This window comes from Mesorhizobium xinjiangense (assembly GCF_009749525.1).
Lineage (GTDB): Bacteria > Pseudomonadota > Alphaproteobacteria > Rhizobiales > Rhizobiaceae > Mangrovimarina > Mangrovimarina xinjiangensis.
The window spans coordinates 1-15366 of sequence record NZ_WOAC01000026.1 but is presented as its reverse complement, the minus strand read 5'-3'; the positions used below and the strand labels follow the sequence as shown (position 1 = coordinate 15366).

The window sequence follows — 15366 nt, the reverse complement described above, 5'->3', positions numbered from 1 at the left end:
CGCAGGATTTTCTCAAGCCATTGACAAAGGCGGAGAAGGGGCTGGGAGGTTGCGTCCGACGAAGTCACCTCACCCCGGAGAACCCGACACCTCCCTAACGTGGAAAACGATGCCGAAATGCAATCAAATGAGCTTCCACGTTGCGCCCCGCCCGAAAGATCGCCACTCAGGAGCGGGGTACGAACCGCTCGGCTAGCGATAGTTGCGGGGAGGAGACCTCGATGGAGCCCAAAGTGAAATCAATGCTCATCTTCGGAGGCATATTGCTCGTGGCGGGCATCGCCTACCTGCTGGCCAACAGCTTGATTTGATTGTTCCGCAATGCCCGCCTCAAGGCAGCAGACATCAGCTGCTGACCAGATCGATTAGGTAAGCCTGCTTGAAGGTGCTTGCTTGTCCTCCATCGGCTGACAATCCGCTCCAATTGCGTTTCCGAACGTCAGCATTTCGCCGGCCGCGGCGAAGGGCACATGGAAATACAACCTCCCCAGGCCCGATCGGCTGGTGCACAGGCCTGGAGCCCTCATCGGGGTTGCTGCCCCTAACCTCGGCGGTCTGACGGGGAACGCACAGAGCCCTACATATACCTACATTGCCGACTGCGCACCGGCATCCGCCTCCGAGGCACGCTCGAGCGCGTCACGCAAAGTCTGTTCCTTGGTTTCATCGAGTGAAGTCTTGAGGATCACGCCTCCGAAACCCTCGATCTCCTTCAGCACCTTGTCCGCCGTCATTTGACGAACAAGGAGAAAGAGAGCCGCATTGCCGGGCTGTAGATTGGCCGCCAGGTCCTTCATGAACTTGTCATTTATGCCGACATCTGTAAGTGCGCCGCCAACCGCACCCGAAGCTGCTCCTATCGCAACACCCAACAGAGGATTGAGAAACAGAACGCCGATCAACAGGCCCCAAAAACTGCCCGTCACGGCCCCGGCCGCGGTCGTATTCAAGATCTGATTCAGCTTGATCTTGCCGGATTCCGTCTTGGTTGCAACGACGGCGTCACCCATGCTGATCAAGTATTCCTTCTGAAGTTCCAGCAATCGCTGGCGTACCTCTTCTGCTTTGGTTTCGCTGGGGTACACAATTGCGATGAGATCTGACACAGCTGCCTCCATTGATACGAGAAAGGACGCGGCAATCCTAATACGGAACTCCCTCGAAACGGTTGGTCATGAATCCCGCAGATTTGCTCCACGTTCCAAAATTGCATCCAGCCGTCCAGCTGCCGGGAACGACTACCACTTTTCCGATAGGCCGATGTATGCTGCCAGGGTGGGTCAGCCGCCAATTCCGCCACGGGGATAAGCATGGCAGTCGGGACAGACCAGAAGATTTCGTTGGCAGCGCTGACCGCCATGGTGGTGGGTTCAATGGTGGGAGCCGGGATATTCTCGCTCCCGAGGACTTTCGGCGGCGCGACAGGCGCATTCGGCGCTTTGATCGCCTGGGGCATCGCCGGCACGGGGATGTACGCGTTGGCGCACGTCTTTCGTGTGCTGGCCGAGCGAAAGCCGGAACTGGACGCCGGCATCTACGCATATGCAAGAGCGGGATTCGGCCACTATGCCGGGTTTCTGTCGGCCTACGGCTATTGGCTGGTCGGGTGTATTGCGGATGTGTCGTACTGGGTGTTGATCAAATCAACGCTCGGGGCGTTCTTTCCCGCCTTCGGGGACGGCAACACGGTCCCCGCCGTACTGGTCTCGTCGATAGCGCTTTGGCTCTTTCACTTCATGATCTTGCAAGGCGTGAAACAGGCAACCCTCATTAATATGGTTGTCACGGCAGCCAAGATCATCCCGATCCTTGTCTTCATCGTGATCATCTCCGTGGCCTTCAATCTGGACCAGTTTGCCGAGAACTTCTGGGGCGGCAACGCGGTGCCGGAAGAGCCCCTGTTCGAGCAGGTACGGGCCACGATGCTGGTGACCGTGTTCGTTTTCATCGGTATCGAGGGGGCGAGTGTCTATTCGCGCCATGCCCAACGCCGCTCCGACGTTGGGGCGGCCACGATCATAGGCTTCATCGGGGTTACAGCCTTGATGGTTCTGGTCACCCTCCTGCCCTACGGCGTGCTGGATAGCGCTGCCATTGCAGGCATGCGGCAGCCCTCAATGGCAGGTGTCCTGGAGGCGGTCGTTGGCCCTTGGGGCGCGGTCTTTGTCAGCATCGGTTTGATTGTCTCGGTGTTGGGGGCCTATCTTGCATGGTCCCTGATCTGCATCGAGGTGCCCTCCAGGGCCGCAAAGAGCGGTGACATGCCAAGTTTCCTCGGGAAAGAGAACTCCAACGGGGTTCCCTCGGCGGCTCTCTGGCTCACAAACGCTACGATCCAGCTCTTTCTCATCAGCACATTGTTTTCGGAGGACGCGTTCACGCTGATGCTGAAACTTACCAGTGCAATGGTACTGATCCCCTACCTGCTTGCCGCGGCATACGGATTCGACGTCGTCCGCCGCGGCGAGGACTATGCAGCTCGGCCGCAGGAGCGCCGCCGCGACTTGTTTCTTGCTGGCCTGGCGACACTCTACGCCGCATTCATGGTGTATGCGGGCGGCATGAATTTCGTTCTGCTCTCGGCAGTACTCTACGCGCCCGGCACCTTGCTCTATGTGTGGGCCCGCCACGAAAGGCGGATGCGTGTATTCTCCCGGCCCGAGTGGTGCATCTTCCTCCTTGCCGCGATCGGCTGCATCGTCGGCGTCTACGGACTCTTGACCGGTGCCATAACGTTGTAACGCCGTGCGCCGCATACCTTCCGCGTCCGCATGCAGCATTCGATTTGATCGGAACATTCGGGTTGCACCCGGGCGGCCAAATGGAACAGCCGGGGCACCGCAAAGGCAAGGCATTCAACATGGCGACGAACCAGACCAAAGGTTGCGCCGTGGAGGCACCGAGCGGAACGATGTCAGACGATGCGCAGGTTGACGGCCTTCGGCCCTTTGCCTGTGCGATCCGGCTCGACATCGAACTCGACCCTCTGACCTTCGAAGAGCGAGCGCAGGCCCGAGGCTTCGAGCGCGGAGACGTGCACGAAAACATCCTTCGCGCCGTCTTCCGGAGTGATGAATCCGAAGCCCTTGGATGAATTGTAAAACTTGACTGTACCCATTTGGGGCATGGGAGTCTCCTTACGTTTCGGGCGGCTCCGTGTTCGGACAGCGCAGCTCCTTCTCGCCGCCAAGCGGCAAGCTTGGGTCTGATTGGCGTCGGTGCTCGGAACCGGGTCTGTAATCCGTAACCGCTCTCCGCTTCGGAAAGACTGGCAGCGTGCACTATTGAACGATGCAAAGAAGACCGCAACGTCGGATTTTGCGCAGCGGCGGAAAGACATGCGGTCGGCATCACTTCTTCCGCGGCCGTCCTGGTCGAAGTGCCCCCCTCATTCCAAGATGTGGTCAAAAATGCGCCGCCGTTGCATTGAAGACCGTCAACCGCGGAAACATTGCCGAACTGGGTCCCCGGCCCGCTGACGCCTGACAGTATGTAAGGGTACGCTCTCAACACCATCGTTCACAAAAACGTGAATGCAGGTGGACATGAATGGCACGCATTCGTGGCCCAGTTGCACGGGCCGTGCAGTTCCGGGGGCCGTTTACGTGTTGCCCGGGTGGTCAGAAAACAACGTCCACGGAACGTGGGCAACAAGGAAAGACAAAATCCAAGCATGATGAGACTGACAATACTTGCAGCGGCATTGGCTGCGGGCATGGCAAGCTATGGGGCAAAAGCAGCAGGCAATCACCATCCAACAAACCCGCAAGAGATCGCGAACGGCGCATCGAGGGAGCACGATACGTACTCCGATCTCATTGCTCGCTACGCTACGAGCTATGGGGTGCCGGTGCAATTGGCACATGCCGTGGTGAGCGTCGAGAGCAATTTTAAACCCAATGCGCGCGGGCGCGCAGGTGAAGTCGGGCTGATGCAGATCAAGCCAGCAACAGCCCGCATGATGGGCTATACCGGTTCGGTGGAGGGGCTTTACGATCCCGAGACCAACATCAAGTACGGGATGAAATATCTCGCCAAGGCACACGAACTGGCCGACGGTTCAACATGCGGTACCATCCTGAAATACAATGCAGGACATGGCGCAAAGCGGATGAACAAGACGTCCGCGGCCTATTGCGCCAAGGTCAAGCGCATCCTCGAGGCATGAACCCGTGTACGGTCGGAGCGGATGTTGGCGTGACATTCGGACGGTCCCACGACGATCGGCCCCTGTCGCTGGGTCCGATTGGAAGGCAAATGCATTGACGGTCGCTGAAAAGGGACGACGGCGCGGGCCGTCGCCTCCTACGCCCGTGGTCTCGGCCGTCCAATGCGCCGGACCTCTTCCTACGGCCACTGCAATGGGCGGCGAGCGGACGGCCGGCATAATCACATTGAACAACAGCACCGCAGACAATTTCCGCGGTTACTTCCGTGGCTCGAATTGGTTTAGCGTCAGCGAGACCACCAGAACAAGTGCGGCTCCAATCGAGAGCCACGTCAATCGATCTCCAAACAAGACCGCGCCGAGGATCGCTGCGAATACCATGGAGATGTAGTTTGCATGCGAAACAAAGGTCGCTCCGAAATCACGCGTGATCCTCAGATAAACCAAAAGCGCCAGCCCCTCGAAAACTGCGATTCCCGCAATTGCTACCTAATGCCGCGAAAACCTGACCTGCATCGATCAGGACATACCTCTGTGTCCGCCGCGTTCGGACGGTCGCCCCCAGCTCTCCAGTCTGGTGCCGAATGCCGAATGACGTGTTCGGGGTTGTATGAAATCATTGGCGCGGCCTTCACGCTCAACTCCGTGAACGAGGAAGGGCGGTTACGATGTTCACTGCAAGACATCGCTGCCAGCCTCGCCACGAGCGAATCCGGTCTCTGGGCAGAGCTTCTGGCGCTTGCCAAGGCGCATCCTCTGATTATCGAGACATCCGACAGGGGCGACATCAGCCTCACATTCACGCCCGGCAAATTTGGCCAGCCCAAACCGTCAACGGCCACCCTGCCCCGCAAACGGATCGCCAGACGGACCACAGGAATGAGATCCGGGAAGACTGCAGCAAAGGCGGAAGCACTCCAAAAGGCTCGGACTGCGGCTCTGCCCAGGAAAAGCATCCGCCGCCCCGTGGTTGCCGCCGCCGAAAATGATGCGAAGGTTCTGGAAGCCGTAATGCGGATCGGGCAAAAGGGTGCTCCGGCCAATCCGATGCCGAAAGGCAACCTTGCGCAACTCGCTGGAGTGCCAAAGGGAAGCATCCACGGGATCCTTCAGCGGCTCACCAAAGACGGCCGCATCACGGCGAAGATGCAGGCAAAAGGCAAATACGAATTTGCTGTCCCGAAACAACAGTAACCCGCTAACCTGAGCGGAGGATCTACATGCGCCATCGTCGGCCTGCATTGAACGAAGGATTCATGTCTCGCCTTCCGTCGCGCCGCGTCAAATACGGTCTCTTGTAAGATCCGCCCACCTCAACTCGACCTGTATTGCAGCGGCTGGGAATAGCGGTAGAACCGAACAAATGCCCTCGTCAGGCCCTGCTCCTCTCTTCAGCGTCTGCTTCGCTGTCAACTCGACTGCCTCGATCGCCCAATTCCGCGAGCCGCTGGAACACCGCGAACAGGGACGGGATGATGAAGAGGCCGACGGTCGTCGCGCCCAGCATGCCGCCAAGTATGGTGACGCCCACTGCCCGGCCCGCGCCCGCGCCGGCTCCCGTCGCCACAGCGAGAGGAATGATGCCGAATATGAAACTGGAGGCGGTCATCAGGACAGCCCGGAAACGCTGCTCGGCTCCGAGGCGGGCGGCCTCCGCGATCGGCCGCCCGTCCTCCCGGCGCACCTTTGCGAATTCCACGATCAGGATGGCGTTCTTCGAGGCCAGCCCGATCAACAGCACGATGGCGATCTGCGCATAAAGGCTGTTTTGCAGTCCAGTCAGCGCCAATGCAGCCGTTGAGCCAAGCAAGGCGGCCCCGAGCGACAGGATGACGGCGATGGGCAGCATCCAGCTTTCATACTGGGCGACCAGGAACAGGTACGCAAACAGAAAGGCCAGTGCGAATATGATTGGTTCCTGGCCACTGCTGCGCCGTTCCTGGAAGGACAGCCCGGACCATTCATATCCGTAGCCCGCGGGCAGTTCCGCAGCCGCCACACGTTCGATGGCATCCATAGCCGCCCCGGAACTGCCGCCGGGCGCGGCCTGCCCGTTGATCGGTGCCGCCGCCGACAGGTTGTAGCGGGAGATGACGAAGGGCGCGAGGACAGTGGTGGTTGACACAATGGTCCGCAGCGGCACCATCGCGCCAGTCTGGCTGCGCACGTGGAGCCTGAGGATGTCCTCAGCGTCGGCACGATGCTCGGCGTCGGCTTGGAGGTTGACCTGAAACACACGCCCCTGAAGCGTGAAGTCGTTGACGTAGCGTGATCCGAAGTTGGCTCCAATTGTTGAAAAGACATCGGCGACGCTTACACCCACCGCCTCCGCCCGGGTTCGGTCGACGTCAATATAGATTTGCGGCACGTCCGCGCTGAAGGTCGTCGCCATCCCGCCGATCTCAGGCTGCTGGTTTGCTTCCGCAACGAACGCGCGGACCACCTGGGCGATCTCCTCGGGGGGCTGTCCCTCAAGCGCCTGGAGCCGCAGATCAAGGCCGCCGACCGCCCCGATGCCGGAAATCGCAGGGGGTGCAAAGACGGCAATGTTGGCCCCGGGAATGGTGGAGAACTGCGCGCGCAACTTCGCCAATATGGCGTGGAGCTGCAGTTCGGGTGCATTGCGCTGGCCCCAGGGTTCCAAGGCCGCGACGGCCATGGCTCCATTGGGGGAAAGAGTGCCCTGCAGGATGCTGAACCCGGCGACGGTTATGACGTTTTCCACACCTTCTGTTGCAGCCAGTGAACGCTCGACTTCGCTGACGATCGCCCGCGTACGGTCCAGAGACGCCGCGTCCGGCAACTGGATGTCCAGGAACAAGGCTCCCTGGTCCTCGTCCGGGAGAAAGGTGGTCGGAAGGTTGGTGAACAGCAGGAATGCACCCAGGAAGCAGAGAGCAAGCGCCGAAACAGGCATGACCCAGTGGCGCACCAGGAATCCCACCGCCCGCCCGTAGCCATCGCGCGTCGCATCCAGGAGGCGCGTGAACCAGGCGAGCGGCCCGCGCCGATGGCCGTCACGACTGTGCCTGAGCAGCGTTGCACTGAGCGCCGGGCTCAATGTCAGGGCCACAACTGAAGAGATTACAAGCGCGGCCGAAAGCGTGACGGCAAATTGGCGGTAGAGTTCGCCATTGATGCCGGGCAGGAAGGCCGTCGGCGTGACCACCGCCAGAAGGACCAAAGTTGTCGAGATGATCGGTCCGGTGATCTGCCGCATTGCCCGGCGCGTGGCATCGGCCGGACCGATTTCGGGTTCGTCTTCCATGACATGCTTGACGTTCTCGACCACCAGGATGGCGTCGTCCACAACCAGTCCGATTGCCAGCACAAGCGCCAGCAGCGAGATGGTGTTGATCGAGTAACCGAGCGCCAGGAGGACGGCCATTGCACCCAGCAGCGAGACGGGGATGGCCAGTGCCGAAACGGCCGTTGCCCGCCAATCCTGCAGGAACACGAATGTGACGAGAAGCACGATCAGGAAAGCCTCGACCAGGACTTGGGCGATCAGCGAGAGGCTTGCCCGCACGAACCGCGTTGCATCATAGACCACCTGGTATTCGAGACCCGGCGGGAACCTGGGCGACAGGCGCTCGAGCTCGGCAAGCACGGCATTGGCGGTCTGGATGGCATTCGCCCCGGGGGCTTGGTTGACCTGCAGCATGGCCGTTTCGTGTCCAGCGAAGTACGCACTGGTGGAGTAGTTGAGAGCGCCCAGTTCGATGCGGCCGATGTCGCGCAGCCGTACGACCGCCCCTGCCCCGCCAGTCCGCACGACAATGTCGCCGAACTCCTCCGGGCTTGCCAGACGGCCCTGGGCAACAAGCGTGTACTGCAATGCGGTTCCTTCCGGCGCGGGCGGAGCACCTGCCTGGCCGAGGGAGGCCTGGATGTTCTGCCTCTCGATTGCGGCAGCAATGTCGTCGGCGGTGATGCCAAGTGCATCCATGCGGGTCGGGTTCAACCACACGCGCATCGAAAATTCGGACGCGCCGGCGACCGATGCTTCGCCAACGCCCGGCACACGGGCGAGCGCATCAACGATGCTCGTTGAAACGAAATTGGTGATTTCCAGCGCGCCGAGCGCGCCCTCCGGAGAGTAGAAGGCGATTCCAAGCACGAAATCGGGAGACCGCGACCGTACCGACACGCCCTGTTGCGCAACCGGATTCGGCAGTTGCGAAATCGCCAATTGGGCACGGTTTTGCACGTTGACCTGTGCGATATCCGGGTCCGTGCCCACCTCGAACGTCACGGAAAGCGAATAATGCCCCGCATTCGAGCTGTTCGACGACATGTACATCATGTTGTCGACGCCGTTGATGGCTGTCTCCAGCGGGCCACCGACGACATCAGCGATCACCTCGGCGCTGGCTCCGGGATAGGTTGCCGAAACCGTAACCGTCGGCGGCGTGATCTGGGGGTACTGCTGGACCGGCAACAAAAGCAGCGAGATCGCGCCGGCGATGGAAATGACGATCGAAACGACGATCGCCATCCTCGTCCGCGAGATGAAGAGATCGGAGATCATAGGCCGTCACCGACAGGTTGGCCTGCACTCGGCTGCACGTTCATTCCGTCGGTGAGGCGCTGGACACCCTGGACGACGACCATCTCGCCACCTTCCAGGCCCTCGGTGGTGGCCCATCCGTTCTCCACCCGTGCGCCGGTCTCGATTCGCCGTTGCGAAACAGTGTTGCCATCGTTCAAGACATAGACGAACCGGCCTTGGCGATCCTGCAGGACTGCCGACTGGGGTATGATCGGCCTTTCGGGCATGTCGCGTTCGCGCACATAGATCGTCACGAACTGCCCGGGAAGCAGTATGTGGTCGGGATTGGGAAAGACGGCCCGCGCCGCAACGGTTCCGGTCTGGGGGTCTACCTCGTTTTCGATGAATTCGATACGCCCTGCAGGGCCGTAGTCGGTTCCGTTCGCAAGACGGAGCGCCAGCTTCAATTCGTCCGGGTCTACTGTGACGCCGTGCTCCTCCTGTTGTCGGATGGTTACCAGCAGTCCCTCCGGCACGGCAAATGCAACACGAATCGGGTCCAGGCTGACGATGTGGGCCAACGACCCGGAGTCCGGCCCGACCAGGTTGCCTACCGTGAACGTCGCCAAGCCTATGCTGCCGGAAATTGGCGCGGCGATGCGGGAATAGGACAGATCCAGCTCTGCCGTATTCAGTGCCGCTTCGGCGACCTGCAGATCGGCGGTCGCAACATCGAACGCGGCCTGGGCCTCGTCCAGGGCCGCTTGTGAGACCGTGTTTCGGGAAAACAGGTCGCGGTTGCGTGCCAGCGTCCGCTCGGCCGATGCCCGTGTCGCCTCGGCGCGGACAACCTGGGCCCGTGCCGAAGCGACAGAGGCCTCCAGCCTGTCAGGCTCGATTTCGAACAACAGATCGCCAGCATTGACAGCCTGTCCGTCTCTGAACCCAACTGAGGCCAGAAAGCCGGTGACACGTGCCCGCACGTCAACCGCCTCGATCGCCTCGACGCGCGCCGTGAACGTCATGGGATCGTTCACCAGCTCGACCACGACCTCCTCCACGACGACAGCGGGAGGCGGGATTGCCTGACCCGGTTGTTGTGCCAGACCAGCCCAGCCGGTGGAAAGGATGGTGACGGAAGTCAGGCCGAGGGCCGTCAAGCGAATGACAGAAGGAACTCCAGACATCGAGGTTGGTCCAAGCAAGTGTTCGGGGATGTTGCTGGCGAATACGTCATGGCTTGGCTCTGCGCATGGTCAGTGCGATTGCGACGTAGGCGCATCCGGCCATAAGCAGGGCGATCCCGGCAATGGTACCGGGCGTAAAGTAGCGGGTATACGGCAACTTCAATGTCAGTGCGGCACTGGCCAACACGGCAATCAGACCCGATGCGGCCAACCATTTCCAGCCCTCCTGATTGCGCAGCTTGACGGCGAGGCCGATCTGCAGGATCCCATGGACGAGAAGCACCAGGGCAATGAGCAGGGTGATCGCAAATGCACCTTTGAAGGGAAAGAAGTAGATCAGAATGCCGCCGACCACCTCCACCGCGCCCGCGAATTCCTGCCAAAGGAACCCGCTCCACTCCTTGACCTGAAGCGACTGTATCATTTTGACACTCCCTGCGATCACCAGCCCTGCTCCCAGCACGGTGCTCGCGGCGAATGTGGATAACGCGGGCAAGGCGACTGCGGCCACGCCGCATAATGCAAGGACCAGGCCCAGGACAAGAAACCATGCCCATTTCGACTGCAGGACTGCCGCGCTGTTTCTTGGATCCAGCGGCTCAGTGCCTGTCATCGGCGCGTCTCGCATTGTGCGTCGCCCGGCAGTAGAGGCAGAGGTCGACGGCGTTGCGGACAATCGGACATTGCATTGCGATCCCGATCACGGGAGCGGAACGCGGCGACGGGCATTGCGTCAATTCTTGTGGACGTTCGCTCCATCACCGCCGGCGGCCCCGATTGCGTAGCACGAACGTACGCGCCAAAATGAACAAGCCAACGACAACAAAAACGATCCCTCCTGCGAGATACCAGGTCTGTCCGTACCTGAAACCCGCCACCACCAGCAGAAGACCCAGAACAACAAGCCCCAGTGCGCCGAGCGTGTAGGCGAATGGTCTGGACAGTTCATCGTCTGTGGCCATAAGGGACCTCCCAGATGGTCTTGCAAGCAATGGGCACGATTGTTGACCGTGGTCTCCGTTGCCTCAGCTAGAAATCGACGGCGTCGCGGATGATCGGACAGGTCATGCAGTGTCCGCCGCCGCGCCCGCGCCCAAGTTCGGCTCCGGCGATGGTGATCACCTCGATGCCCTCCTTGCGCAGCAGTGTGTTGGTGTAGGTGTTGCGGTCATAGGCCACCACAACGCCGGGGGAGAGGCAAACGAGATTGGCCCCGCTGTCCCATTGGGTGCGTTCACGGACATAGGCGTTGCCGCCCGTCTCCACCACGCGCAGCTTCTTGAGACCGAGCGCGTCCCGAACAGTGTCGACAAGGGAGCCCTTGTCCTCATGCAGTTCGATCGCACCGGGTTTGTCACCCCGGCGCAACGAGAAGGCTTCGATACCGTTCACGATGTCCGGGTAGACAAGAACGCAATCACGATCGGCAAAGGTGAATACCGTATCGAGATGCATCGCCGCACGCAGTTTGGGCATGGCGGCAACGATAACGCGTTCGGCCGCACCCGTTTCAAAAAGCTGGGCGGCGAGTTGCCCGATCGCCTGGCGCGAGGTGCGCTCGCTCATCCCGATCAGTACATTGCCCTTGCCGATCGGCATGACATCGCCCCCCTCGAGCGTGGCAAGGCCCCAATCCTTGGTCGGATCACCCCACCAGACATTGGCCTTGCCCGCGAAATCGGGGTGGAACTCGTAAATTGCTGCGGCAAGGATAGTCTCCTCATGGCGCGCGGGCCAGAACAGCGGATTGAGCGTGACGCCGCCATAGATCCAGCATGTGGTGTCCCGCGTGTAGAGCGTATTGGGCAGCGGCGGCAGCAGGTATTCCGCCACACCCGATGCGTCACGGATCAGCTTCAGGACCTCTCCGTCGACGTCCTCGGGAAAGTCATGGGTGGAGAGTCCACCGATCAGGGTTTCGGCGAGTTCCCGGTCCGAGAGCCCTTCGAGGTAGCTACGTATTTCATCGACGAGCATTATGCCGACTTGGTTTGGCACCACTTGGTTGTCCAGAATCCACTTCTTGGCCTCAGGGACCGCCACCGTCTCGGCGAGCAGATTGTGCATTTCGACGACCTCGACGCCGCGGTCGCGCATCTTGGTGATGAAGTCGAAATGGTCGCGCTTGGCGACGTCGACCCACAACACGTCGTCGAAAAGGAGCGCATCGCAATTGCTTGGTGTGAGGCGCTGGTGCGCGCGGCCCGGCGAACACACCATCACCTTGCGCAATTGGCCCACTTCGGAGTGGACACCGAATGTTGTCTCGGTCGAGCTCATGAGCCTTCTCCTCGCGGTGGCGTTCTGAATTCAGGTCAAATCGTGAGGTTCCCCGTGGCCAGGCCATAAATGCCGCCGACACAGCCCAGTACGGCCGCAATGAAGAGCACCCAGTCGATCGGCCTCTCGAACCAGAGTGCCTTGTTCTGTTCCCGCTGGGCCCAGAAATAGAGCAAAGTTCCAGGCCCGTAGAGAATGGCCGAAAGCAAGAGGAACTTCAGCCCCCCGGCAAAGATCAGGAAAATGGTGTAGAAGACAGCGATCCCGGTGATGACCCGATCGCGCCCCCGTTCACCCTGCCCCGCTTCGTAGGTCTCGCCTCGACGGGCGAGCAGTGCTCCGTAGGCGGCGACCAGGAGGTACGGGATCAGCGACATGACGCTCGTCATGCTGAGCATCAGGGTGAACGCATCCTGCGACCAATAGGTGCTGATGACGAAAAGCTGGACGACGATATTGGTCAGCCACAGCGCCGCCGCCGGCACCTTGTTCTTGTTCTCCGTCGCAAAGATTGCGGGCATGTCCTTGGATTTCGCCGCCGCGAACATGACTTCGGCGCAAATCAGCGACCAGGCGAGATAGGCCCCAAGCACGGAAATCAGAAGCCCTATGCTGACAAACACTGCCCCCCACTGTCCGACCACGGCCTCGAGCACGGCAGCCATCGAGGGTTGCCGCATATCGGCAATCTCCGGCCGGGCGAGAACCGCGTAGGGAAGCAATGTGACCAGAACCATCAAGGCCGTCACTCCGACGAAGCCAAGAAGGGTTGCCTTGCCGACATCGGACCGCTCCCGCGCATAGCGCGAATAGACGCTCGCGCCCTCGATGCCAAGGAAGACGAACACCGTCACCAGCATTGTGGCGCGCACCTGCTCGAACAGGCTCGCCTCGGGCATCCCCTCGCCTCCCCAGAAATTCGCCTGGAACAGGTCCAGCTTGAAGGCGAAGAAGAGGATCAGGATGAACACCAGGATGGGCACGATCTTGGCGATCGTCACGACGGTGTTGATGAACGCCGCCTGCTGCACGCCACGCAGGATCATGAAATGGAAGATCCAGATGCCGACGGATGCAACTGCGATGGCTGCCACAGTGTTTCCGTCGCCAAAGACGGGGAAGAACGCGCCGAGCGTCGACTTGATCAGCACCCAATAGGATACGTTGCCAATGCAACTCCCGATCCAATACCCGAATGCGGAAAGGAAACCGGGATAATCGCCGAAGCCGGCCTTTGCATACGCGAAGACGCCTGCATCGAGATCGGGTTTCCGTTCGGCAAGCGACTGGAAGACGCGAGCCATCATGTACATGCCGCCGGCGGCAATTATCCAAGCGATGATTGCTCCAAACGGTCCGGTGGCCGTTCCAAATGTGCGGGGGAGTGAAAATATCCCTGCCCCGACCATGGAGCCAACAACCATGCCTGTGAGGGCAAACAGGGAGAGCTTTTGTGGGGTACTGGCCGCCATATGGTAAATCCCTTACCTGCAGGCAACGCCTGAGAGGTCCAACTACCACCCTGCTAAACTATGACGTGCAAGCGGCTGTATTGCAAGACGAAATGCCCCATCCCTGAAGTGGCGAAGGCAACGCAATGTGGGTTGTCTCCTGCCACGCCAGCGTCCGGAGTGTGAAAATCTTCCATTTGAGGTAGGGTTGCCCAGTTGTTGCTGCTGCTGCCTGCGCAACGAAAACGGGACACACTGATAGGCATGTTCTGGGGCCTTCGTTCCTTTTGCGGCTGGTTTCGCGATCTTGTCGCAATTCAATATGCCGCCGCAGATAGCACCACGGCCCTGTTCGATTGCCATGCGAGGAGACGATGGATCTGCTGATATTCTGGTCGATGCCGCTTGCGGGAATACTTTTGTTTTATCTGATTGGAAGATCTATGAAAAATTAGATGCGACGGGAGATTGTCTCCAGTGCAAGCATCTGGACGTTGAGCAGACGCGCTGGATTTGCGTCTGCTCTTCGCTTCCCATTTCCTGGAGACTTGCAGCCCCGGCTCCCGAGGAACAACATCCAATCCAGCCCCGGAGTGCGGACAGACTATCCCAGGACTTCCACGCGATCTACGTCAATGTAAATCTCTCGGAAGTCGCGGTCTATCTGCCCCGTGAGCCGAATCGGCGTCCTCGAAGTCACCCTGTGGTCCCTCCAAACAAGGCGGCCGATCTTGACACGCATCTCGCCCGTTGCGTCGCGAAACAAGTAGTAGCGTCCGCGCAGATGCTCTACGACGAACCCGTCGAGGGTGACGGCTTGGCCCCGGCGCGCGGCTTGAGCCTGTTCAACCGTGGTGATGTCCTCATAATGGCTCGGCCCAATGAACTGCGCTGATGCACTGGTCACGAGGAAAGCCGAAACAATGGCTGCCACAAGAGTGCTCTTCATTTCCGCTCCTCCACCTGTCCCATGAGGCTGCGGCCATGTCCTGATCGTGAAGAAGGCTCTTCGAAGACCAGACTGCCGAACCCGGCTCTGCTTTGGAAGGCCCAATGCAGGAACTGGTTCGTTTGATCATGTTAGCAGAAGTGCAGCATTTCTGCCACGCGGCCTCAACCGAACAGCTTTCCACATCCAGCAACTGCCGATGGTCCGTGCATGGAGCCCCAGGCGCGGCAGCAACGGCCCGGTCGTCTGCCCTAGTCCGGAACTCCAGCCGGAGCGGCTGGAAGTCGTCCTCTCCAGTGTCCTCGACCGGCGCCAAGAGCGCACCGAGCGCCGCCGCGAACACCTTGCCGAGCTCCACAGACGAATCACCGAGACCGACCAGCGGCTCAACCGGCTTTATGACGCCATCGAATCGGGCGTCGCCAATCTGGACGATCCTGCCCTGAAAGAACGCATCGCCGGGCTCAAGGCGCTACGGGATCAGGCCCAGAGCGACGCCGATCGTATCGAAGCGGCATTGGGCAGCGCAGGTAACCAAGTCGTGACCCCGGAGATGATAGGCGCGTTCGCCCACAAGGCCCGCGAACGGCTTCGGCTGGAGAACGGCGGCTACCGTCGCGATCACCTGCGCGCTCTGGCGCAGCGTGTCGAGGTTGCCGACAAGGAAGTCCGAATCATGGGATCGAAGTCGGAACTGCTGCGAACGCTGGTGGCCGCTTGTAGCGGACAATCGGCGGCGTTCGGCGTTCATAGTTCTGTATGTCCTTCCCGAGAGAAGGGTGACAGTTCATTCCGGAGACATGGGTAACACTTCTTGGCCTTTGCGAGGAGAGCAAAGG

13 protein-coding genes are annotated in these 15366 nt (G+C 60.3%); 4 read left to right on the top strand and 9 right to left on the bottom strand.

What is annotated here, in order from left to right:
- Positions 1-587: 587 nt before the first annotated feature.
- Complete coding sequence (locus GM909_RS21910; RefSeq protein WP_157019356.1) at positions 588-1106, bottom strand: DUF1269 domain-containing protein; 519 nt, start codon at positions 1104-1106, stop codon at positions 588-590.
- A 204-nt stretch (positions 1107-1310) separates the two neighbouring features.
- Between GM909_RS21910 and GM909_RS21905 the strand changes: the two genes are divergently transcribed.
- Positions 1311-2741 (top strand): basic amino acid/polyamine antiporter, encoded by a 1431-nt coding sequence (locus tag GM909_RS21905; protein WP_157019355.1) that lies wholly within the window; start codon positions 1311-1313, stop codon positions 2739-2741.
- A 173-nt stretch (positions 2742-2914) separates the two neighbouring features.
- Here the strand turns inward: GM909_RS21905 and GM909_RS21900 are convergent, their stop codons facing one another.
- Complete coding sequence (locus tag GM909_RS21900) at positions 2915-3127, bottom strand: cold-shock protein (RefSeq protein ID WP_157019354.1); 213 nt, start codon at positions 3125-3127, stop codon at positions 2915-2917.
- A 546-nt stretch (positions 3128-3673) separates the two neighbouring features.
- On the opposite strand from GM909_RS21900, the gene GM909_RS21895 reads away from it, so the two are divergent.
- Positions 3674-4168 carry a lytic transglycosylase domain-containing protein gene (locus tag GM909_RS21895; RefSeq protein WP_157019353.1) on the top strand — a complete coding sequence of 165 codons (495 nt, stop codon included), beginning with the start codon at positions 3674-3676 and terminating at the stop codon, positions 4166-4168.
- 606 nt (positions 4169-4774) lie between these two features.
- Entirely contained in the window at positions 4775-5362 is a 588-nt protein-coding gene (locus tag GM909_RS21890; protein ID WP_157019352.1) for a hypothetical protein, read from the top strand.
- A 178-nt stretch (positions 5363-5540) separates the two neighbouring features.
- On the opposite strand, the gene GM909_RS21885 is transcribed toward GM909_RS21890, so the two are convergent.
- The 7 genes from GM909_RS21885 to GM909_RS21855 form a co-directional block, all read right to left on the bottom strand.
- On the bottom strand, positions 5541-8699 hold the full coding sequence (locus tag GM909_RS21885) for an efflux RND transporter permease subunit (protein ID WP_157019351.1): 3159 nt from the start codon (positions 8697-8699) through the stop codon (positions 5541-5543).
- A complete protein-coding gene (locus tag GM909_RS21880) occupies positions 8696-9847 on the bottom strand; it encodes an efflux RND transporter periplasmic adaptor subunit (RefSeq protein WP_157019350.1) in 1152 nt (383 codons plus the stop codon). Before GM909_RS21880 ends, GM909_RS21885 begins: the two co-directional genes overlap by 4 nt.
- 46 nt (positions 9848-9893) lie before the next feature.
- Positions 9894-10460, bottom strand: a complete 567-nt coding sequence (locus GM909_RS21875; RefSeq protein WP_157019349.1) for an HdeD family acid-resistance protein — start codon at positions 10458-10460, stop codon at positions 9894-9896.
- 145 nt (positions 10461-10605) lie between these two features.
- Positions 10606-10809: a hypothetical protein gene (locus tag GM909_RS21870; protein WP_157019348.1), complete on the bottom strand. Its 204-nt coding sequence runs from the start codon at positions 10807-10809 to the stop codon at positions 10606-10608.
- A 67-nt stretch (positions 10810-10876) separates the two neighbouring features.
- A complete protein-coding gene (arcA, locus tag GM909_RS21865) occupies positions 10877-12127 on the bottom strand; it encodes an arginine deiminase (protein ID WP_157019347.1) in 1251 nt (416 codons plus the stop codon).
- A gap of 35 nt (positions 12128-12162) precedes the next feature.
- Positions 12163-13599 (bottom strand): basic amino acid/polyamine antiporter, encoded by a 1437-nt coding sequence (locus GM909_RS21860; protein WP_157019346.1) that lies wholly within the window; start codon positions 13597-13599, stop codon positions 12163-12165.
- A gap of 583 nt (positions 13600-14182) precedes the next feature.
- Complete coding sequence (locus tag GM909_RS21855; protein WP_157019345.1) at positions 14183-14527, bottom strand: YgiW/YdeI family stress tolerance OB fold protein; 345 nt, start codon at positions 14525-14527, stop codon at positions 14183-14185.
- A 199-nt stretch (positions 14528-14726) separates the two neighbouring features.
- On the opposite strand from GM909_RS21855, the gene GM909_RS21850 reads away from it, so the two are divergent.
- Positions 14727-15335, top strand: coding sequence for a hypothetical protein (locus tag GM909_RS21850; RefSeq protein WP_235912013.1), 609 nt, complete (start codon positions 14727-14729; stop codon positions 15333-15335).
- Positions 15336-15366 lie beyond the last annotated feature (31 nt).

Bases quoted from the DNA above. Each gene is read 5' to 3' on its own strand.
- GM909_RS21880 (WP_157019350.1), bottom strand. From the start codon at position 9,847: ATGTCTGGAGTTCCTTCTGTCATTCGCTTGACGGCCCTCGGCCTGACT.
- GM909_RS21870 (WP_157019348.1), bottom strand. From the start codon at position 10,809: ATGGCCACAGACGATGAACTGTCCAGACCATTCGCCTACACGCTCGGC.
- GM909_RS21860 (WP_157019346.1), bottom strand. From the start codon at position 13,599: ATGGCGGCCAGTACCCCACAAAAGCTCTCCCTGTTTGCCCTCACAGGC.
- GM909_RS21875 (WP_157019349.1), bottom strand. From the start codon at position 10,460: ATGACAGGCACTGAGCCGCTGGATCCAAGAAACAGCGCGGCAGTCCTG.
- GM909_RS21895 (WP_157019353.1), top strand. From the start codon at position 3,674: ATGATGAGACTGACAATACTTGCAGCGGCATTGGCTGCGGGCATGGCA.
- GM909_RS21855 (WP_157019345.1), bottom strand. From the start codon at position 14,527: ATGAAGAGCACTCTTGTGGCAGCCATTGTTTCGGCTTTCCTCGTGACC.
- GM909_RS21850 (WP_235912013.1), top strand. From the start codon at position 14,727: ATGGTCCGTGCATGGAGCCCCAGGCGCGGCAGCAACGGCCCGGTCGTC.
- GM909_RS21905 (WP_157019355.1), top strand. From the start codon at position 1,311: ATGGCAGTCGGGACAGACCAGAAGATTTCGTTGGCAGCGCTGACCGCC.
- arcA (WP_157019347.1), bottom strand. From the start codon at position 12,127: ATGAGCTCGACCGAGACAACATTCGGTGTCCACTCCGAAGTGGGCCAA.
- GM909_RS21900 (WP_157019354.1), bottom strand. From the start codon at position 3,127: ATGCCCCAAATGGGTACAGTCAAGTTTTACAATTCATCCAAGGGCTTC.
- GM909_RS21885 (WP_157019351.1), bottom strand. From the start codon at position 8,699: ATGATCTCCGATCTCTTCATCTCGCGGACGAGGATGGCGATCGTCGTT.